We start from the raw sequence: 21,563 nt of genomic DNA, 5'->3' as shown, positions 1-21,563 counted from the left end.
TCAGCAGAGGCCAAACATCAGTGGCACACTAAGGGGTTGCTGCTGATGTTTGTCTTCTGAACCGACTGCAGAAGACAAGTTTGGTCGGGTGTCCCCCGGGCGAGTACAGGCGTTGCGCTTGATGCGACGACCACACCGCCCGCAGCGTGCGGACACCGTCAGCCAGAGGTTGGTAGCGGCCAACCGCCAAATCCCCTCCCAGTCGCTGAACACCTCAGGTCCGGCCAGGTCCAGCCAGCCCTGCGATGATTCGGAGATCCCATGGCGTACAGCTTCACCGAAAAGAAGCGCATTCGCAAAAGTTTTGCGAAGCGCGCGACGGTACATCAGGTTCCATTCCTGCTTGCCACCCAGATTGAATCCTACACTCAGTTCTTGCAAGCGGAAACGCCGACCGCGCGTCGCAAGACCGAAGGCCTCCAGGCCGCTTTCAACGCAATCTTCCCGATCTCCTCGCATAACGGGCTTGCCCGTATGGAGTTCGTCTCGTATCACCTGTCCAACCCGCCGTTCGACGTCAAGGAATGTCAACAGCGTGGCCTGACCTTCCACTCGGCGCTGCGCGCCAAGGTTCGCCTGATCATCAACGATCGCGAGAATCCTGGCAAGGTCAAGGAAGTGAAGGAGCAGGAAGTCTACATGGGCGAAATCCCGCTGATGACTTCCACGGGTTCGTTCGTCATCAACGGCACCGAGCGTGTCATCGTCTCGCAGCTGCACCGCTCGCCGGGCGTGTTCTTCGAGCACGACAAGGGCAAGACCCACAGCTCGGGCAAGCTGCTGTTCTCGGCACGTATCATCCCCTACCGCGGTTCGTGGCTGGACTTCGAGTTCGACCCGAAGGACATCTTGTACTTCCGCGTCGACCGCCGCCGCAAGATGCCGGTGACGATCCTGCTGAAGTCGATCGGCCTGACCCCGGAACAGATCCTCGCGCACTTCTTCGTGTTCGACAACTTCACGCTGCAGGCCGAAGGCGCGCAGCTGGAGTTCGTGCCCGAGCGCCTGCGCGGTGAAGTCGCGCGCTTCGACATCGCCGACAAGAACGGCCGCGTGGTGGTCGAGAAAGACAAGCGGATCAACGCCAAGCACATCCGCGACCTGGATTCGGCCGGCACCAAGCTGATCAGCGTGCCGGAAGACTACCTGCTGGGCCGCGTGCTGGCCAAGAACATCATCGACCCGGATACCGGCGAGGTGATTGCCAACGCCAACGACGAGCTCACCGAAACGCTGCTGGAAAACCTGCGCGAAGCCGGCGTCAAGCAGATCCAGACCCTGTACACCAACGACCTGGACCAGGGCCCGTACATGTCGCAGACCCTGCGCGTGGACGAGACCGCCGACCAGACCGCTGCGCGTATCGCGATCTACCGCATGATGCGCCCGGGCGAGCCGCCGACCGAGGAAGCCGTGGAAGCGCTGTTCCAGCGCTTGTTCTACAGCGAAGAGTCGTACGACCTGTCGCGCGTTGGCCGCATGAAGGTCAACAGCCGCCTGGGCCGCCCCACCGGCGAAGGCGCCATGGTGTTGCAGGACGAGGACATCCTCGAGACTATCAAGATCCTGGTCAACCTGCGCAACGGCAAGGGCGAGGTCGATGACATCGACCACCTGGGCAACCGTCGCGTGCGTTGCGTCGGCGAACTGGCCGAAAACCAGTTCCGCGCCGGCCTGTCGCGCGTGGAGCGTGCCGTCAAGGAACGTCTGGGCCAGGCCGAGACCGAGAACCTGATGCCGCACGACCTGATCAACTCGAAGCCGATCTCGTCGGCGATCCGCGAGTTCTTCGGTTCGTCGCAGCTGTCGCAGTTCATGGACCAGACCAACCCGCTGTCCGAGATCACGCACAAGCGCCGTGTCTCCGCACTGGGCCCGGGCGGTCTGACGCGCGAGCGCGCCGGCTTTGAAGTCCGTGACGTGCACCCGACCCACTATGGCCGCGTGTGCCCGATCGAAACGCCGGAAGGTCCGAACATTGGTCTGATCAACTCGCTGGCACTGTATGCCCGCCTGAACGAATACGGCTTCCTGGAAACGCCGTACCGCAAGGTGGTCGACAGCAAGCTGACCGACCAGGTCGACTACCTGTCCGCGATCGAGGAAGGCAAGTACGTGGTGGCGCAGGCTAACGCGACCGTTGACGCCGAGGGCAACCTGACCGACGAACTGGTGTCGGCGCGTGAAGGCTCCGAGCGTGAAACCCGCATGGTCACGCCGGACCGCGTGCAGTACATCGACGTGGCACCGTCGCAGATCGTGTCGGCCGCTGCCTCGCTGGTGCCGTTCCTGGAACACGATGACGCGAACCGTGCACTGATGGGCGCCAACATGCAGCGCCAGGCCGTGCCTTGCCTGCGTCCGGACAAGCCGCTGGTCGGCACCGGCATCGAGCGTACCGTTGCGGTCGACTCGGGTACGGCCGTGCAGGCGATGCGTGGCGGCGTGGTCGACTACGTCGACGCGATGCGTATCGTGATCCGCGTGAACGACGACGAAGCCGTTGCCGGTGAAGTCGGCGTGGACATCTACAACCTGATCAAGTACACGCGCTCGAACCAGAACACCAACATCAACCAGCGTCCGATGGTCAAGGTTGGCGATATCGTTGCCCGCAACGATGTGATCGCCGACGGCGCCTCGACCGACCTGGGTGAACTGGCCCTGGGCCAGAACATGCTGGTGGCGTTCATGCCGTGGAACGGCTACAACTTCGAGGATTCGATCCTGATCTCGGAGCGTGTGGTGGCCGAAGACCGCTATACCTCGATCCACATCGAGGAACTGTCGGTCGTTGCCCGCGACACCAAGCTGGGACCGGAAGAAATCACGCGCGATATCTCGAACCTGGCCGAGGCCCAGCTGGCTCGCCTGGACGAGTCGGGCATCACCTACATCGGCGCTGAAGTCGAAGCCGGTGACGTGCTGGTGGGCAAGGTCACGCCGAAGGGCGAGACCCAGCTGACCCCGGAAGAGAAGCTGCTGCGCGCGATCTTCGGCGAGAAGGCTTCGGACGTGAAGGACACCTCGCTGCGCGTGCCGTCGGGCATGAGCGGCATCGTGATCGACGTCCAGGTCTTCACCCGCGAAGGCGTGACGCGCGACAAGCGTGCCCAGTCGATCATCGACGACGAACTGAAGCGCTACCGCCTGGACCTGAACGACCAGCTGCGTATCGTGGAAGGCGACGCGTTCCAGCGTCTGGAGCGCCTGCTCATCGACAAGACCGTCAACGGCGGTCCGAAGAAGCTGGCCAAGGGTGCCAAGATCACCAAGGAATACCTGGCGGACATCGACAGGTACCACTGGTTCGACATCCGTCCGGCCGACGAGGAACTGGCTGCCCAGCTGGAAGCCGTCAAGGAAGCCATCGAGCAGAAGCGCCACGAGTTCGACCTGGCCTTCGAAGAGAAGCGCAAGAAGCTCACGCAGGGCGACGAACTGCCGCCGGGCGTGATCAAGATGGTCAAGGTGTACCTGGCCGTCAAGCGCCGCCTGCAGCCTGGCGACAAGATGGCAGGCCGTCACGGCAACAAGGGTGTCGTGTCCAAGATCACTCCGATCGAAGACATGCCCTACATGGCCGACGGCACGCCTGCCGACATCGTGCTGAATCCGCTGGGCGTGCCTTCGCGGATGAACGTGGGTCAGATTCTCGAGACCCACCTGGGCTGGGCCGCGCGCGGTCTGGGCGAGCGCATCGGCAACATGCTGAAGGCGCAAGCCAAGGCAGCCGAAGTGCGCAAGCTGCTCACGCAGATCTACAACGAGAGCGGCAAGGTCGAAGACCTCGACAGCCTGTCGGATTCGGAAGTCCTGGAACTGGCCGAGAACCTGAAGAAGGGCGTGCCGTTCGCGACGCCGGTGTTCGATGGTGCGCATGAGGACGAAATCCGCCGCATGCTGGACCTCGCCTATCCGGAAGAGATCGCGAAGGAGAAGGGCCTGACGGCTTCCAAGCAGCAGGTCACGCTGTTCGACGGCCGCACCGGCGAGGCGTTCGAGCGTCCGGTCACGCTGGGTGTGATGCACATGCTGAAGCTGCACCACCTGGTCGATGACAAGATGCACGCGCGTTCCACCGGCCCGTACTCGCTGGTGACGCAGCAGCCGCTGGGTGGTAAAGCCCAGTTCGGTGGCCAGCGTTTCGGTGAGATGGAAGTTTGGGCACTGGAAGCCTACGGCGCGTCGTACGTGCTGCAGGAAATGCTGACGGTCAAGTCCGATGACGTGAACGGCCGTACCAAGGTGTACGAGAACATCGTCAAGGGCGAGCACTCGATCGATGCCGGCATGCCGGAATCGTTCAACGTGCTGGTGAAGGAAATCCGCTCGCTGGGTATCGACATCGACCTCGATCGCTACTGATCGGGCAGGTGAGGGGAGCCGGTTGCGGCCGGTTCCCCGTCGACACTACAGGCGAAGGATTTCCCACAGGATGAATGCCATCGACCCGGACCAAATCCGGGGCGGTGGCGAAACAAGGAGTTGCAATGAAAGCATTGCTCGATCTCTTTAAGCAGGTACAGCAGGAAGAGCAGTTCGACGCGATCAAGATCGGCTTGGCCTCGCCCGAGAAGATCCGTTCGTGGTCGTACGGCGAAGTCAAGAAGCCGGAAACGATCAACTACCGTACCTTCAAGCCGGAACGCGACGGCCTGTTCTGCGCCAAGATCTTTGGCCCGATCAAGGACTACGAGTGCCTGTGCGGCAAGTACAAGCGCCTGAAGCACCGTGGCGTGATCTGCGAGAAGTGCGGCGTTGAAGTGACGCTGGCCAAGGTGCGCCGCGAGCGCATGGGCCACATCGAACTGGCCGCGCCGACCGCGCACATCTGGTTCCTGAAGTCGCTGCCGTCGCGCCTGGGCATGGTCCTGGACATGACGCTGCGCGACATCGAGCGCGTGCTGTACTTTGAAGCATTCGTGGTGATCGAACCCGGCATGACCCCGCTCAAGAAGAGCCAGATCATGTCCGAAGACGACTACCTGGCGAAGTGCGACGAGTACGGCGAGGGCGAGTTCGTCGCCATGATGGGTGCCGAGGGCATCCGTGAGCTGCTGCGCGGCATCGACATCGAGAAGCAGATCGAACAGATCCGCGCCGAGCTGCAGGCCACCGGCTCCGAAGCCAAGATCAAGAAGTTCGCCAAGCGCCTGAAGGTGCTCGAGGCCTTCCAGCGTTCGGGCATCAAGCCCGAGTGGATGATCCTCGAAGTGCTGCCGGTGCTGCCGCCCGAGCTGCGCCCGCTGGTGCCGCTGGACGGCGGCCGCTTCGCGACCTCGGACCTGAACGACCTGTATCGCCGCGTCATCAACCGTAACAACCGCCTCAAGCGCCTGCTGGAGCTGAAGGCGCCTGAAATCATCGTGCGCAACGAAAAGCGCATGCTGCAGGAAGCGGTTGACTCGCTGCTGGACAACGGCCGTCGCGGCAAGGCGATGACTGGCGCCAACAAGCGTCCGCTGAAGTCCCTGGCTGAAATGATCAAGGGCAAGGGCGGCCGTTTCCGTCAGAACCTGCTGGGCAAGCGCGTCGACTACTCGGGCCGTTCGGTCATCGTGGTGGGCCCGACCCTCAAGCTGCACCAGTGCGGCCTGCCCAAGCTGATGGCGCTCGAGCTGTTCAAGCCCTTCATCTTCCACAAGCTGGAAACGATGGGCATCGCCACCACCATCAAGGCGGCGAAGAAGGAAGTGGAAAGCCAGACCCCGGTGGTGTGGGACATCCTCGAAGAGGTGATCCGCGAGCACCCGGTGATGCTGAACCGTGCGCCGACGCTGCACCGCCTGGGTATCCAGGCGTTCGAGCCGGTGCTGATCGAAGGCAAGGCCATCCAGCTGCACCCGCTGGTCTGCGCGGCGTTCAACGCCGACTTCGACGGTGACCAGATGGCTGTTCACGTCCCGCTGTCGCTGGAAGCGCAGATGGAAGCTCGCACGCTGATGCTGGCTTCCAACAACGTGCTGTTCCCGGCCAACGGCGACCCGTCGATCGTGCCGTCGCAAGACGTGGTGCTGGGTCTGTACTACACGACCCGCGACAAGATCAACGGCCGCGGCGAGGGCATGACCTTTGCCGACATCAGCGAAGTGATCCGCGCCTACGAGAACAAGGAAGTCGAACTGGCTTCGCGCGTGAACGTGCGTATCACCGAGTATGAGCTGGTCGACAAGGACGCCGAGGGCGACGCCCGTTTCGCACCCAAGATCACGCTGCAGGCCACCACGGTCGGCCGCGCGATCCTGTCCGAGATCCTGCCCAAGGGCCTGCCGTTCTCGGTGCTGAACAAGCCGCTCAAGAAGAAGGAAATCTCGCGCCTGATCAACACCGCGTTCCGCAAGTGCGGTCTGCGCGAGACCGTGATCTTCGCCGACAAGCTGCTGCAGTCGGGCTTCCGCCTGGCAACCCGCGCCGGTATCTCGATCGCCATCGACGACATGCTGGTGCCGCCGCAGAAGGAAAAGATCATCGCCGAGGCCTCGGCCAAGGTGAAGGAATACGACAAGCAGTACATGTCGGGTCTGGTGACCGACCAGGAACGCTACAACAACGTCGTGGACATCTGGGGCGCCGCCGGCGACCAGGTGGGCAAGGCGATGATGGAGCAGCTCCAGCACGAAGACGTGGTCGACCGCGAAGGCAAGACCGTGAAGCAAGAGTCGTTCAACTCCATCTACATGATGGCCGACTCGGGCGCACGGGGTTCCGCCGCGCAGATCCGCCAGCTGGCCGGTATGCGTGGCCTGATGGCAAAGCCGGACGGCTCGATCATTGAAACGCCGATCACGGCGAACTTCCGTGAAGGCCTGAACGTTCTGCAGTACTTCATCTCGACCCACGGCGCACGTAAGGGCCTGGCCGATACGGCACTGAAGACCGCGAACTCGGGTTACCTGACCCGTCGTCTGGTCGACGTGACGCAGGATCTGGTTGTGGTGGAAGACGATTGCGGCACCTCCAACGGCGTGGCCATGAAGGCCCTGGTCGAAGGCGGTGAAGTGATCGAAGCCCTGCGCGACCGTATCCTCGGCCGTGTGACCGTGGCCGACGTGGTGAACCCTGAAACCCAGGAAACCGCGATCGAAGCCGGCACGCTGCTGGATGAAGACCTGGTTGAGCTGATCGACAACATCGGCGTGGACGAAGTCAAGGTCCGCACCCCGCTGTCGTGCGACACGCGCTACGGCCTGTGCGGCAAGTGCTACGGCCGCGACCTGGGCCGCGGCGTGCTGGTGAACTCCGGCGAAGCGGTTGGCGTGATTGCCGCCCAGTCGATCGGTGAGCCGGGCACGCAGCTGACCATGCGTACGTTCCACATCGGTGGTGCGGCATCGCGTGCGGCAGTGGCGTCGAGCGTGGAAGCCAAGGCAACCGGTACCGTGCGTTTCACGGCGACCATGCGTTACGTCACCAATGCGAAGGGCGAACTGATCGTCATCTCGCGTTCGGGCGAGGCGCTGATCACCGACGACCACGGCCGCGAGCGCGAACGCCACAAGATCCCGTACGGCGCCACGCTGCTGGTGCAGGACGGCCAGGCCATCAAGGCTGGCACGCAGCTGGCCACGTGGGACGCGCTGACTCGCCCGATCGTTTCGGAATACACCGGCACGACCAAGTTCGAGAACGTCGAAGAAGGCGTGACCGTCGCCAAGCAGATGGACGAAGTCACCGGCCTGTCGACCCTGGTGGTGATCGACGCCAAGCGCCGCACGGCTGCAACCAAGGGCATCCGCCCGCAGGTGAAGCTGCTCGACGCCAGCGGCCAGGAAGTGAAGATCCCGGGCACGGACCATTCCGTGACCATCGGCTTCCAGGTCGGCGCGCTGATTACCGTGAAGGATGGCCAGCAGGTGCACGTGGGTGAAGTGCTCGCGCGTATCCCGACCGAATCGCAGAAGACCCGCGACATTACCGGTGGTCTGCCGCGTGTGGCCGAGCTGTTCGAAGCGCGTTCGCCGAAGGACGCCGCCGTGCTGGCGGAAGTCACCGGCACGACCTCGTTCGGCAAGGACACCAAGGGCAAGCAGCGTCTGGTCATTACCGACCTGGACGGCAATGCCCACGAGTTCCTGATCGCGAAGGAAAAGCAGGTGCTGGTGCACGACGGCCAGGTGGTGAACAAGGGCGAAATGATCGTGGAAGGTCCGGCGGACCCGCACGACATCCTGCGCCTGAAGGGCATCGAAGAGCTGGCGCACTACATCGTGGACGAAGTCCAGGACGTGTACCGTCTGCAGGGCGTGAAGATCAACGACAAGCACATCGAAGTGATTGTTCGTCAGATGCTGCGCCGCGTGCAGATCGCCGATGTCGGCGACACCAAGTTCATCCCGGGTGAACAGGTGGAGCGTTCGGAACTGCTCGACGAGAACGACCGCGTGATCGCCGAAGGCAAGCGTCCGGCCACGTACGAGAACCTGCTGCTGGGTATTACCAAGGCGTCGCTGTCGACCGACAGCTTCATCTCGGCGGCATCGTTCCAGGAAACCACGCGCGTGCTGACCGAAGCCGCGATCATGGGCAAGACCGACGACCTGCGTGGTCTGAAGGAAAACGTGATCGTCGGCCGTCTGATCCCGGCCGGTACCGGCCTGGCCTACCACCGCGCCCGCAAGGCGCGCGAGGCCTCCGAGCGCGAACGCGCCCAGGCGATCGCCGAAGAAGAGCAGTCGCTCTTCATCGAGCCGGCGCCGGTGGTGCAGGCGACGACCGAAGGCGAAGGCGACAACGTCTGATCGCAGTAAGCTGTTTGCCGCCGCAAGGCGGCCCGAAAGCCCGGCTGATCCAGCCGGGCTTTTTTTTCGTCTGCACGCGGCGTTTGCTTTCGTGAGAAACGTCGCAGAGTTTGCCCTGCGGTCGCTGAAGCCGGGTCCCTTAGTGGTATGGTTACGGCTTTTCCGGCTTCAGCAATTCCGTTGTCTATGTCGCACGCGCTGGCGATCCTCAAAGATGTGTTCGGCTACCACGCCTTCCGTGGGCGCCAGGCCGAGATCATCGACCACGTTGCGACGGGCGGCGACTGCCTGGTGCTGATGCCAACCGGCGGCGGCAAGTCGCTGTGCTACCAGATCCCGGCGCTGCTGCGCCAGCGTGCCGGCGACGGCGTCGGCATCGTGGTGTCGCCGTTGATCGCGCTGATGCAGGACCAGGTCGCGGCACTGACCGAAGCCGGCGTGCGCGCCGCGGTGCTCAATTCGACGCTGACCGGGGCCGAGGCCTCGGCGGTCGAGCGCGACCTGCTGGCCGGGCGCATCGAGATCCTCTACGTGGCGCCGGAACGGCTGATGACGCCGCGCTTCCAGGACTTGCTCGAGCGCATTCGGGTCGGGCTCTTTGCCATCGACGAAGCGCACTGCGTGTCGCAGTGGGGCCACGACTTCCGCCCCGAGTACATCCAGTTGTCGGTGCTGCATGAGCGCTTCCCGTACGTGCCGCGCATCGCGCTGACGGCAACGGCCGACGCACTCACGCGCAATGAGATCATCGAGCGCCTGGCGCTGGACAACGCCCGCGTCTTCATCTCCAGCTTCGACCGGCCCAATATCCGCTACCGCATCGTCGAGAAGGACAATGCGCGCCAGCAGCTGCTGGCCTTCATCAAGGCCGAGCACACCGCGGCCGACGGCACCCATGACAGCGGCATCGTCTATTGCCTGTCGCGCAAGAAGGTGGAAGACACGGCACAGTGGCTGAGCGGGCAGGGCATCAATGCGCTGGGCTACCACGCCGGCATGGATGCCCAGGTGCGCCAGCACCACCAGGCGCGCTTCCGCGAGGAAGAAGGGCTGGTGATGGTGGCGACGATCGCCTTCGGCATGGGCATCGACAAGCCCGACGTGCGCTTTGTCGCCCACCTGGACCTGCCCAAGAGCATGGAAGGCTACTACCAGGAAACCGGGCGCGCCGGCCGCGACGGCCTGCCGGCCAATGCCTGGATGGCCTACGGCCTGGGCGACGTGGTGCAGCAGAAGCGCATGATCGACGAGTCCGAGGCGGACGAGGCCTTCAAGCGCGTGTCGTCGTCCAAGCTCGATGCGCTGCTGGGCCTGTGCGAGACCGCGGGCTGCCGGCGCGTGCGCATCCTGGCGTATTTCAACGAGGCCAGCGAACCCTGCGGTAACTGCGATACCTGTCTGGAGCCGCCGGCGACCTGGGACGGCACGCGTGAGGCGCAGATGGCGCTGTCGTGCGTGTACCGCACTGCCCAGGCGAGCCGGGTTCACTTCGGCGCCACCCACCTGATTGACGTGCTGCGCGGCAACAGCTCGGAGAAGATCCGCCAGTGGGGGCACGACAAGGTGTCCACCTTCGGCATCGGCAAGGACCGCTCGGTGCATGAATGGCATACGGTGTTCCGCCAGCTGATCGCCCAGGGGCTGCTGACCATCGACCATGGCGGCCATGGCGCGCTGCTGCTGGGCGAGGACGCGCGCGCGGTGCTCAAGGGCGAGCGCCAGATCATCTTGCGTCGCCAGGCCACCAAGCCGGGCAAGTCCGGCGAGCGTGCCGCACGCGGCACCCGCACCGACCACACCGCGGACATGGATGCCGACATGCTGGCCAACTGGGAGGCGCTGCGCCGCTGGCGCACCGAGGCCGCGCGTGAGCACGGGGTGCCGGCCTATGTCATCTTCCACGATGCAACGCTGGCGGAGCTGGCCCGGACCGCGCCGGGATCCCTGTCGGCGATGCAGGGCATTCCCGGGATTGGTGCCTCCAAGCTTGAGCGCTACGGGCAGTCCATCCTGGAAGCGCTCCGCGGGGTCTGAGCGGGAGGGCAGCGTCAGCGCGTCCCGGAAAGGGTATACGGCTTGACGGTATACGATTCCCCTGCTAGGATGCCAGATTCGAGTTTTTGGCTTTGGATTTCGCTCGCCCGTCGGACAAGTGGCCTTTAGGCCGCTGCCGGCAAGCCTTCCGGACTGGGTTTCCATGGACCGGTGGCGGCAGACGCGGGATCCGGGTGCCGGCTCGCGCTCTTTGGCATGCTGTTACCGCACAGTCCCGTCTCCAGAGCGCGTCCGCTCACCTCTCCCGCCCAAAACCCGTAGTTGCCTCTCCATCCTGGCGCATGCCGGTGCGAGTGGCGTTTTTCGTCAAACCAAGCTGGATTGAACAATGCCAACTATCAACCAACTGGTTCGCAAGCCGCGCGTCTCTGAAGTCGTCAAGAGCAAGAGCCCGGCGCTTGAGAACTGCCCCCAGCGCCGTGGCGTGTGCACCCGCGTGTACACCACGACGCCGAAGAAGCCGAACTCGGCACTGCGTAAGGTTGCCAAGGTGCGCCTGACCAACGGTTTCGAAGTCATTTCGTACATCGGCGGTGAAGGCCACAACCTGCAGGAACACTCGGTCGTGCTGATCCGCGGCGGCCGTGTGAAGGATTTGCCGGGTGTGCGTTACCACATCGTCCGTGGCTCGCTCGACTTGCAAGGCGTGAAGGACCGCAAGCAGGCTCGTTCGAAGTACGGCGCGAAGCGTCCGAAGGCAGCCTAAGCTTAAGCAGCCTGGGTCGGAAAGACCCGAAGCAACAAACGATAGCCTGTGGCGCGAGTCATGGTGCTGTCACCAGGCGGCGGTACAACGGAGCGCCTTTTTGGCAACCGTGCCGTCGAGTAAGTGGTCACCCGGCGAATTTGCTGTCTATCGCATGCAAGCTAGTTGGTGGCCGGAGAGCGGGAAAAACTGACCGCGCTCTCAACTGAATCTAAAGGAAAGAAGATGCCACGTCGTCGTGAAGTCCCCAAGCGGGATGTTCTGCCTGATCCGAAGTTCGGCAACGTTGAAGTTGCCAAGTTTATGAACGTGCTGATGCTGGACGGCAAGAAGTCGGTTGCCGAACGTATCGTCTATGGCGCGTTCGACCAGATCGAAAAGAAGGCAGGCAAGGCCCCCATCGAAGTGTTCTCCGTTGCCATCAACAACGTGAAGCCGGTGGTGGAAGTGAAGAGCCGTCGCGTGGGCGGCGCCAACTATCAGGTTCCGGTCGAAGTCCGTCCGTCGCGTCGTCTGGCATTGGCGATGCGTTGGCTGCGCGAGGCCGCGAAGAAACGCAGCGAGAAGTCGATGGCGCTGCGCCTGGCAGGTGAGCTGCTGGAAGCATCGGAAGGCCGTGGCGGCGCAATGAAGAAGCGCGACGAAGTGCACCGCATGGCCGAAGCCAACAAGGCGTTCTCGCATTTCCGCTTCTAAGCGCGCGATAGCGTTTGTTGGTTGCCGGGCGGGCTGTGTTTTTACACATCTCGCCCGTTTGTGTTAGGGGCGCGGGCCATGAGATGCCGGCGCCTCACGGACGAATAGAGGATTAAAGTGGCTCGTAAGACTCCTATTGAGCGCTACCGTAACATCGGTATTTCGGCTCACATTGACGCGGGTAAAACCACCACGACCGAGCGGATCCTGTTCTACACCGGTGTGAACCACAAGATCGGTGAAGTGCATGATGGCGCGGCCACCATGGACTGGATGGAGCAGGAGCAGGAGCGCGGCATCACCATCACGTCTGCTGCGACCACCGCCTTCTGGAAGGGCATGGCCGGCAACTACCCCGAGCATCGCTTCAACATCATCGACACCCCGGGCCACGTGGACTTCACCATCGAGGTGGAGCGTTCCATGCGCGTGCTGGACGGCGCGTGCATGGTGTACTGCGCAGTGGGTGGCGTGCAGCCGCAGTCGGAAACCGTCTGGCGTCAGGCCAACAAGTACCGCGTGCCGCGTCTGGCATTCGTCAACAAGATGGACCGTACCGGCGCGAACTTCTTCAAGGTCTACGACCAGCTGAAGACCCGCCTGAAGGCCAACCCGGTGCCCGTCGTGGTGCCGATCGGCGCTGAAGACGGCTTCCAGGGCGTCGTCGATCTGCTGGAAATGAAGGCGATCATTTGGGACGAAGCCAGCCAGGGCGTGAAGTTCGAATACCAGGACATCCCGGCTGAGCTGCAAGCCACCGCTGAAGAATGGCGCGAGAAGATGGTCGAGTCCGCCGCCGAAGCCAGCGAAGAGCTGATGGAAAAGTACCTGGGCGGCGAAGAGCTGACCCGCGCCGAGATCGTCAAGGCGTTGCGTGACCGTACCATCGCCTGCGAAATCCAGCCGATGCTGTGCGGCACCGCGTTCAAGAACAAGGGCGTGCAGCGTATGCTCGACGCCGTGATCGACTTCCTGCCGTCGCCGGTCGACATTCCGCCGGTTACGGGCACGGACGAGGACGACAGCGAGAAGAAGCTCGAGCGCAAGGCTGACGACAACGAAAAGTTCTCGGCACTGGCGTTCAAGATCATGACCGACCCGTTCGTTGGTCAGCTGATCTTCTTCCGCGTCTACTCGGGCAAGATCAATTCGGGCGACACCGTGTACAACCCGGTCAAGAGCAAGAAGGAGCGCCTGGGCCGTATTCTGCAGATGCATGCCAACCAACGCGAAGAAATCAAGGAAGTGCTGGCCGGCGACATCGCCGCTGCAGTGGGTCTGAAGGACGCCACCACGGGCGACACGCTGTGCGATCCGGCTGCACCGATCGTGCTCGAGCGCATGGTGTTCCCGGAGCCGGTGATCTCGCAGGCTGTCGAGCCGAAGACCAAGGCTGACCAGGAAAAGATGGGCATCGCCCTGAACCGCCTGGCCGCTGAAGATCCGTCGTTCCGCGTGCGTACCGATGAAGAATCGGGTCAGACCATCATTTCGGGCATGGGCGAGCTCCACCTCGAAATTCTGGTCGACCGCATGAAGCGCGAATTCGGCGTGGAAGCCAACATCGGCGCGCCGCAGGTGGCCTACCGCGAAACCATTCGCAAGACGGCCGAAGGCGTCGAGGGCAAGTTCGTCAAGCAGTCGGGCGGCCGCGGCCAGTACGGTCACGCTGTGATCACGCTGGAACCGCAAGAGCCGGGCAAGGGCTTCGAGTTCATCGACGCCATCAAGGGCGGTGTGATTCCTCGCGAATACATCCCGGCGGTCGAAAAGGGTATCGTCGACACGCTGCCGAACGGCATCCTGGCTGGCTTCCCGGTGGTAGACGTGAAGGTCACGCTGACGTTCGGTTCGTACCACGACGTGGACTCGAACGAAAACGCGTTCCGCATGGCCGGCTCGATGGCTTTCAAGGAAGCCATGCGCAAGGCCAGCCCGGTTCTGCTTGAGCCGATGATGGCCGTGGAAGTGGAAACGCCGGAAGACTACACGGGTACCGTGATGGGCGACCTGTCGTCCCGCCGCGGCATCGTGCAGGGCATGGACGACATGGTGGGCGGCGGCAAGATCATCAAGGCCGAAGTCCCGCTGTCGGAAATGTTCGGTTATTCCACGTCGCTGCGCTCGGCCACGCAAGGCCGCGCCACGTACACCATGGAATTCAAGCACTACGCTGAAGCACCGAAGAACATCGCCGAAGCCGTGATGACGGCCAAGGGCAAGTAATAAGCTGTTTGCCGCCGCACCCCGCGTGGGGCGCGGCGGCGTGATGAATCGACAAGACTGAATTCCATTAGGAGCTGAAAAATGGCAAAGGAAAAGTTCGAGCGGACCAAGCCGCACGTGAACGTTGGTACGATCGGTCACGTTGACCACGGCAAGACCACGCTGACCGCGGCGATCGCCACGGTGCTGGCAGCCAAGTTCGGCGGTGCCGCCAAGAAGTACGACGAAATCGACGCAGCGCCGGAAGAAAAGGCACGCGGTATTACCATCAATACCGCCCACGTCGAGTACGAAACGGCCAACCGCCACTACGCGCACGTTGACTGCCCGGGCCACGCTGACTATGTGAAGAACATGATCACGGGTGCCGCCCAGATGGACGGCGCAATCCTGGTTTGCTCGGCCGCTGACGGCCCGATGCCGCAAACGCGCGAGCACATCCTGCTGGCCCGTCAGGTTGGCGTGCCTTACATCATCGTGTTCCTGAACAAGTGCGACATGGTGGACGACGCTGAACTGCTCGAGCTGGTCGAGATGGAAGTTCGCGAGCTGCTGAGCAAGTACGAGTTCCCCGGCGACGACACCCCGATCATCAAGGGTTCGGCCAAGCTGGCGCTGGAAGGCGACAAGGGCGAGCTGGGCGAAGTGGCCATCATGAACCTGGCCGACGCACTGGACACCTACATCCCGACGCCGGAGCGTGCCGTTGACGGTACCTTCCTGATGCCGGTGGAAGACGTGTTCTCGATCTCGGGTCGCGGCACCGTGGTGACCGGCCGTATCGAGCGCGGCGTGGTGAAGGTCGGTGAGGAAATCGAAATCGTCGGTATCAAGCCGACGGTGAAGACCACCTGCACCGGCGTGGAAATGTTCCGCAAGCTGCTGGACCAGGGTCAAGCCGGCGACAACGTTGGCCTGCTGCTGCGCGGCACCAAGCGTGAAGACGTCGAGCGCGGCCAGGTGCTGTGCAAGCCGGGTTCGATCAAGCCGCACACCCACTTCACCGGCGAGGTGTACATCCTGTCGAAGGACGAAGGCGGCCGTCACACCCCGTTCTTCAACAACTACCGCCCGCAGTTCTACTTCCGTACCACCGACGTGACCGGCTCGATCGAGCTGCCGAAGGACAAGGAAATGGTCATGCCGGGTGACAACGTGTCGATCACCGTCAAGCTGATCGCCCCGATCGCCATGGAAGAAGGCCTGCGCTTCGCTATCCGTGAAGGCGGCCGTACCGTCGGCGCCGGCGTCGTGGCAAAGATCCTCGACTAAGCACTTCCTGGGACATGCCTGTCGGGCATGTCCCCATTCAACGGGCACGTTGCCCAATCGCTCTTTTAAGGAAATATCATGCAGAACCAGAAGATCCGTATCCGCCTGAAGGCTTTCGACTACCGCCTGATCGACCAGTCGGCTGCGGAAATCGTGGATACCGCCAAGCGTACCGGCGCGATCGTCAAGGGCCCGGTGCCCCTGCCGACCCGCATCCAGCGCTTCGACATCCTGCGTTCGCCGCACGTCAACAAGACCAGCCGCGATCAGTTCGAGATCCGCACGCACCAGCGCCTGATGGACATCGTCGACCCGACCGACAAGACGGTTGACGCGCTGATGAAGCTCGACCTGCCGGCAGGCGTGGACGTCGAGATCAAGGTGTAATCATGCTTCGGGCCGCGCCCGCGGCCTGCTGCAGCAAAACGGCGAACCGTATGGTTCGCCGTTTTTGTTTTCAAGGCTTGCATACAGCTGCCTTGCTCGCCCGATTGCTCCCGTACCGTGCGAGCGAGGGCGACGAATCGATCCGGTTGCCGCCGCCATCTCGCGCCGCAAAGTGATACATAAGCACTGATTGATTGAATCATGTTGTATCACTAACGTCGATTGCAACTGGCGCAAGTGATGCAAATCAAAGCCGCGACGCCAACGCTGCCACGCTGATCGGCGTGTCCGTCATGGTGCCCGGCGCCCTGCCCGAGAAGCAGCAATCCCCGCACCGCTCAACGTCCCGGTGCTGGTCCTCTTCATGCGTTCGAAATCTTGAAAAAGGGGAGCGCGAAATGGCGCTCCGGCGCGTCCCCCGCAGCGGCTTTACCTTATTTCAGTCGTGACGGCAAAGCCGCAACCCTAAGCGTGGCGCCCCCCAGAGGAGACAATCATGTTTGAAAGGACTCACCGGACCCGTGCGTCCGCGCTCGGGCAATGCCATCGGCATTGCCCTGGCGTTGGGCATCGGACTCACGCTCAGTGAGTGCGGCGGCGGCGATGGGCAGCCTGAAGCTTCAACCGTGGCCGCGGTCAACTACACGGCGGCGTGCGCTACGCTGTAAGGCAGGGCCATCGGCGGGGCCAGCATAACGGCGGTAAAGCGCATCGAGGCGGCGGGCGGGCTGCCGGGCTACTGCAAGGTTTCGGCAACCAGCGGCACGTTGCTCGACATCGAAGTGGATCTGCCGGACAACTGGACGGGCAGGCTGATGCACCAGGGTGGCGGAGGTTTCGATGGGCAGGTGAAAACCGTGGAGAGCTTCAGCGCCGGCTTCCCCCTGTACCAGCCGCTCCAGCGGGCCGTTGCGTACGCCGCGTCGAATGGCGGCAACCGTACTGGCGACCCCTCCGAATTCCTGACGAGCCAAACCGAGAAGTCCGACTATGCCTATGCCGCGGTCGGCACCACGATCGCTTTCGCCAAGGCAGCAGTCAAGGCGTTCTACGGGCGCGCACCCAGCTATACCTACTTCAACGGCGCGTCCAATGGCGGGCGCAATGCCTATATCGCGGCGCAGCGCTGGCCGGACCAGTATGACGGGATCATCGCCGGCGCGGAAACCATGAACATGGCCACGCAGACAGCAGCGTGGCTCAACCTGGCCCGGCGTGCCGGTTCCGACCGACATGCCGGCCGCGGCCCAGTGGACAGCGCTGAACGCTGCCGCGATCGCAGCATGTGACGGGCTGGGCGGGATCAGGGACGGCATCATCGCCAACCCCAACGCCTGTACCTTCAGTCCGGCCGCGCTGGCGTGCGGTGCCCCCGGGGCTGACGCGGCCACCTGCCTGACCCCCGGGCAGCTGCGCACCGTTCAGGAACAGGTCGGGCCGCTGAGCGACGCGGCGGGCGCGCTGGTCTACGCGGGCTACTACTGGGCCGATTTTGGCGAATTCTTGCCATACTACGTGGGCCTCGGCGGCGGCTTCGCCGCCATCGCCACGGGCAACGCGGCGTAGATGTTGCCCGCCACGCAGCCGGGCAGCTTGCAGGCAACGTTCGACGTGACGCGGGACTTGCCGCCGATCGCCGCCGGCTTGCAGCAGGCTGGGGCGGATCACCATATGCGTGCCATCGCGCAATTCGTGTCATCGGGCAAGTAGCTGATTTCGTGGCACGGCGGCGCCGACTCGCCGCTCAGCGGCAGGGACCACGTTCGCAATTTCATGGCGATGACCCAGCTTGCTGGCGCCGGTGCGGCCAATGCACGCTTCTACCTCGAGCCGGGTGTCGGGCATGTGCAAGGCGGTGTCGGCCCGGATCAGGTCGACTATCTCGGGGGCATGATCGACTGGGTCGAGAAATCGGTGGCCCCTGAACAGCTGCAGAGTTCGAAGATGGACGCGCGGCAGACCGTGGTGCGCACCATGCCGCTGTGCGTGTACCCGAAATTCCCGAAGTACTCGGGGTCGGGAGATGCCAGTCTTGCTGCCAGCTACAGTTGCGCGACGAACTGAGCGATCACCAGCCTAGCCCGCCCCGCGCCGCCGCAACGTCTGCGCGGGGCACTCCCCGAACGCGCGCCGGTACTCCGCGCTGAAGCGCCCCAGATGGGCAAAGCCCCAGCGCAGCGCTGCCCCGCTCACTGACGACACCGACGCGTCGTTCAGCAGGTCGTGCCGCACGCGCTCGAGGCGCACCGTGCGCAGATAGGCCATCGGCCCGGTGCCGCGATGCTCGCGGAAGCCGGCGAACAGGCTGCGTACGCTGACGCCGGCAACCTCGGCCAGCAAGGCCGGCGTCAGCTCCGCAGCGGCGTTCGCGTGAATGTACTCCTCTACCACCTTCACATGGCGTGGTGCCAGCGGTTTGCCGTGCTCGCGCAAAGCGTCCGACAGGCTGTGCGGCTGCCAGGTCAGCAGCGTGCCGATCACCAGCTGTTCCAGCTGGCAGGCGGTCAGCGGATGGCGCGCGGTCTCGGGCGCGGTCTCCAGCATCGCGGCGAGATAGCGCATCAGTTCGTACCAGGCGCCGCTGCGCCAGGCCATGCCGAGCGCGAAGCGCAGCGGCTGCTCGGGGCGCCGGCCCAGGTGGGCGGCGCAGACGCGTTCCAGCGCACTGCGTTCGATGCGCACGATCAGCTGGTCGTTGTCGGCGCTCCAGCGCATGGCCAGCGCATCGCTGGGCGTCAGCACCGAAGCGCAGTCGGGCGTGGAGACGATGTGCTGGTCGCCGCAGCGGATCTCGGCCTGTCCTTGCAGCGGCATCTGCACCAGCAGGAAGTCGCCGAGCGGGCCGGGGTCGATGGTGACGTCGGCGCCGTAGGCCAGGCGGTTGAACGAGACCGCGCCAAGCGGCGCATGGTGCATGCGTGCCTGCAACCGGGGGCCGCGTATCTCGAGCCGGTGCGGCTTGAACACGCGCCCGACCGCGGCGCGCGTCTCGGCCAGGTCGGTCGAGGCGAACACGCACCGGGCGGGATCGCCGAGCAGGGCGCTCGCCAGCGGTCCGGCGGCGGGGGGCAGCTGCATTGTCTCGCTCCTCTGGCGGGGCCGCGGCGCTGCCGGTGACCGTGCGCGCCGCTGGTTCCGGGGCCGGCCCGGCATGACGGCCGGGCACGGTTTCCCACGCGATCCACTATAGCGGATGGCCCCGCTGTCAGCGCTGCGGCGTTGACCGATTCCGAAGTTTCCTGCACTAATCGGATAGCCGCTGCGTCCAGCGGCTAGTTTGCTGCGGTGCGGAGCCACCATCATGGAAGCCAGCACGGCAGTCCCACCAGATACTGGAAAGAGAACGACAAGGAGCGCAGGCCATGGGCCAGACCATCCAGATCCAGACCCCCGAAGGCAGTTTCAGCGGTTATCTCGCCACCCCGGCGGCAGGCAAGGGCCCCGGCATCGTGCTGTGCCAGGAGATCTTCGGCGTCAACGCGACCATGCGGCAGGTGGCGGAATACTACGCCGAGGAGGGCTATACGGTGCTGGTGCCCGACCTGTTCTGGCGCATCGCGCCCGGGATCGAGCTGACCGACCGCGGCGAGGACTTCCAGCGGGCGCTGGGCCTGTACCAGCAGTTCGACGAAGCCACGGGCGTGCAGGATGTGGGCGCCGCGCTTGAGGCACTGCGGGCGCGGCCGGAATGCGTCGGCCAGACCGGCGTGCTGGGCTTCTGCCTGGGCGGCAAGCTGGCCTACCTGGCGGCCTGCCGGCTGCCCGACGTGGCCTGCGCGGTGGCGTACTACGGCGTGGGCATCGAGCACGCGCTGGGCGAGGCCGCCAACGTGCGCGGCCGCCTGGTGCTGCATATCGCCGAGAAAGACGGATTCTGCCCGCCGCAGGCCCAGGCTGCGATCTGCGAAGCCCTGGCCGGGCGCGAGAACATCGAGGTCTACGTCTACGCCGGCGTAGACCATGCCTTTGCACGCACGGGCGGCGAGCACTTCGACAAGCCCTCGGCGCTGATGGCGCACCAGCGCTCGATCGCTGCGCTGCGCGGCGAGATGGGGCCGCATTACGATTTCTCCGCGCTGTGGGACAAGCACTGCGAGTATGAATTCGCCACCCGCGATGTCGACGCCACCATGGCGACGATGGTGCCGCAGCCCTATGTGAACCATATCCCGACCATGACCGGCGGCGTCGGCTACGCGCAGCTGCGGCGCTTCTACCAGCACCATTTCGTGCACAGCAATCCGCCCGACACCACGCTGATCCCGCTGTCGCGCACGGTCGGGGCCACGCAGATCGTCGACGAGATGCTGTTCTGCTTCACGCATACCTGCGAGATCGACTGGATGCTGCCCGGCGTGCCGCCCACCGGCAAGCGCGTGGAGATCCCGCTGATCGCCATCGTCAAGTTCCGCGGTGACAAGCTGTACCACGAGCATATCTACTGGGACCAGGCCAGCGTGCTGGTGCAGATCGGCAAGCTGGACCCGGCGGGTTTGCCGGTGGCGGGCGTGGAGACCGCGCGCAAGCTGCTGGACGAGACGCTGCCGTCGAACACGCTGATGGCGCGCTGGCAGCAGAGCGATGGCAAGTAGGCAGCGCGCGGCATAGATCCGGAACGGGCCCGCAGAGGCCCGCCCGCAACCATCGCCGGCGATTGCCGGCACAGGAGACAAGCATGAAAGGACTGCAGGGCAAGGTGGCCATTGTCACCGGCGGCGCCACGCTGATCGGGGCCGGCGTGGCGCGGGCCTTTGTCGAGGCCGGCGCGCGCGTGGCGATCTTCGATATCGATGCCGCCAACGGCGAGCGCGTGGCCGCGCAGCTCGGGCCGAACGCACTCTTCATCGCCACCGACATCACGCGTGACGAACAGGTCCGCGATGCGGTGGCGCAGGTGGTGCAGCGCTTTGGCGGCGTGGACTGCCTGGTCAACCTGGCCTGCACCTATCTCGATGACGGCTTCCGTTCGGGCCGGGCCGACTGGCTGGCGGCGCTCGACGTCAACGTGGTGTCGGGCGTGATGCTGGCGCAGGCGGTGCATCCGCACATGCGGGCGCGCGGCGGCGGCGCGATCGTCAATTTCACCAGTATCTCGGCCAACGTGGCGCAGACCGGGCGCTGGCTCTATCCGGTGTCGAAAGCCGCCATCGCGCAGCTGACGCGGAGCATGGCGATGGACCTGGCGCCGGACCGCATCCGCGTCAACGCGGTGTCGCCGGGCTGGACCTGGTGCCGGCTAATGGATGAGGTCAGCGGCGGCAACCGCGCCCGCACCGATGCGGTGGCCGCGCCGTTTCACCTGCTGGGCCGCGTCGGCGAGCCCGATGAAGTGGCACAGGTGGTGCTCTTCCTCTGTTCCGACCATGCCAGCTTCGTCACCGGTGCCGACTATGCCGTCGACGGCGGCTATTCCGCCATGGGGCCGGAGCAGAATGTGCCCGCCATCGGCAAGCTGGCCGGCTGAATGCCGCCGGACGACC

The 21,563-nt window shown here is 64.2% G+C and carries 16 protein-coding genes; 14 read left to right on the top strand and 2 right to left on the bottom strand.

Annotation, left to right across the window (positions count from 1 at the left end; genetic code table 11):
• Positions 1-381, bottom strand: a complete 381-nt coding sequence (locus KB879_RS29825) for a hypothetical protein (protein ID WP_162097553.1) — start codon at positions 379-381, stop codon at positions 1-3.
• On the opposite strand from KB879_RS29825, the gene rpoB reads away from it, so the two are divergent.
• The 12 genes from rpoB to KB879_RS29765 all read left to right on the top strand — a co-directional run bounded on the left by rpoB (position 262) and on the right by KB879_RS29765 (position 18,147).
• Entirely contained in the window at positions 262-4,368 is a 4,107-nt protein-coding gene (gene rpoB, locus KB879_RS29820) for a DNA-directed RNA polymerase subunit beta (RefSeq protein WP_013958260.1), read from the top strand. The genes KB879_RS29825 and rpoB overlap by 120 nt on opposite strands.
• 125 nt (positions 4,369-4,493) lie before the next feature.
• Positions 4,494-8,741: a DNA-directed RNA polymerase subunit beta' gene (rpoC, locus tag KB879_RS29815; protein ID WP_013958259.1), complete on the top strand. Its 4,248-nt coding sequence runs from the start codon at positions 4,494-4,496 to the stop codon at positions 8,739-8,741.
• A gap of 186 nt (positions 8,742-8,927) precedes the next feature.
• Entirely contained in the window at positions 8,928-10,775 is a 1,848-nt protein-coding gene (recQ, locus tag KB879_RS29810) for a DNA helicase RecQ (protein ID WP_041228215.1), read from the top strand.
• Between the two features lie 349 nt (positions 10,776-11,124).
• Positions 11,125-11,502 carry a 30S ribosomal protein S12 gene (gene rpsL / locus KB879_RS29805; RefSeq protein ID WP_010810460.1) on the top strand — a complete coding sequence of 126 codons (378 nt, stop codon included), beginning with the start codon at positions 11,125-11,127 and terminating at the stop codon, positions 11,500-11,502.
• A 225-nt stretch (positions 11,503-11,727) separates the two neighbouring features.
• On the top strand, positions 11,728-12,198 hold the full coding sequence (gene rpsG / locus KB879_RS29800; RefSeq protein WP_010810459.1) for a 30S ribosomal protein S7: 471 nt from the start codon (positions 11,728-11,730) through the stop codon (positions 12,196-12,198).
• Between the two features lie 117 nt (positions 12,199-12,315).
• The gene (gene fusA, locus KB879_RS29795) at positions 12,316-14,424 is read left to right on the top strand and encodes an elongation factor G (protein ID WP_013958257.1); all 2,109 of its coding nucleotides are present in this window, start codon (positions 12,316-12,318) and stop codon (positions 14,422-14,424) included.
• Between the two features lie 81 nt (positions 14,425-14,505).
• Entirely contained in the window at positions 14,506-15,696 is a 1,191-nt protein-coding gene (gene tuf / locus KB879_RS29790; RefSeq protein ID WP_010810470.1) for an elongation factor Tu, read from the top strand.
• Between the two features lie 78 nt (positions 15,697-15,774).
• The gene (gene rpsJ, locus KB879_RS29785) at positions 15,775-16,083 is read left to right on the top strand and encodes a 30S ribosomal protein S10 (protein WP_006160488.1); all 309 of its coding nucleotides are present in this window, start codon (positions 15,775-15,777) and stop codon (positions 16,081-16,083) included.
• A gap of 500 nt (positions 16,084-16,583) precedes the next feature.
• Positions 16,584-16,751 (top strand): hypothetical protein, encoded by a 168-nt coding sequence (locus KB879_RS29780; protein WP_211980383.1) that lies wholly within the window; start codon positions 16,584-16,586, stop codon positions 16,749-16,751.
• Positions 16,752-16,850: 99 nt separating this feature from the next.
• Positions 16,851-17,372: a tannase/feruloyl esterase family alpha/beta hydrolase gene (locus KB879_RS29775; protein WP_013958255.1), complete on the top strand. Its 522-nt coding sequence runs from the start codon at positions 16,851-16,853 to the stop codon at positions 17,370-17,372.
• Positions 17,299-17,649 (top strand): tannase/feruloyl esterase family alpha/beta hydrolase, encoded by a 351-nt coding sequence (locus KB879_RS29770; RefSeq protein ID WP_211980382.1) that lies wholly within the window; start codon positions 17,299-17,301, stop codon positions 17,647-17,649. The genes KB879_RS29775 and KB879_RS29770 overlap by 74 nt, the downstream gene beginning before the upstream one ends.
• Before the next feature lie 144 nt (positions 17,650-17,793).
• Positions 17,794-18,147, top strand: a complete 354-nt coding sequence (locus tag KB879_RS29765) for a tannase/feruloyl esterase family alpha/beta hydrolase (RefSeq protein ID WP_211982346.1) — start codon at positions 17,794-17,796, stop codon at positions 18,145-18,147.
• A gap of 12 nt (positions 18,148-18,159) precedes the next feature.
• Here the strand turns inward: KB879_RS29765 and KB879_RS29760 are convergent, their stop codons facing one another.
• Positions 18,160-19,161, bottom strand: a complete 1,002-nt coding sequence (locus KB879_RS29760; protein WP_013958251.1) for an AraC family transcriptional regulator — start codon at positions 19,159-19,161, stop codon at positions 18,160-18,162.
• 284 nt (positions 19,162-19,445) lie between these two features.
• On the opposite strand from KB879_RS29760, the gene KB879_RS29755 reads away from it, so the two are divergent.
• Positions 19,446-20,675: a dienelactone hydrolase family protein gene (locus KB879_RS29755; RefSeq protein WP_013958250.1), complete on the top strand. Its 1,230-nt coding sequence runs from the start codon at positions 19,446-19,448 to the stop codon at positions 20,673-20,675.
• Positions 20,676-20,758: 83 nt separating this feature from the next.
• On the top strand, positions 20,759-21,547 hold the full coding sequence (locus KB879_RS29750) for an SDR family oxidoreductase (protein WP_013958249.1): 789 nt from the start codon (positions 20,759-20,761) through the stop codon (positions 21,545-21,547).
• Positions 21,548-21,563 lie beyond the last annotated feature (16 nt).

Origin of the sequence: Cupriavidus sp. KK10 (assembly GCF_018223725.1) — a bacterium.
GTDB lineage: Bacteria > Pseudomonadota > Gammaproteobacteria > Burkholderiales > Burkholderiaceae > Cupriavidus > Cupriavidus necator.
The sequence above is the reverse complement of the archived record's forward strand: the minus strand, read 5'-3'. Positions and strand labels throughout refer to the sequence as shown.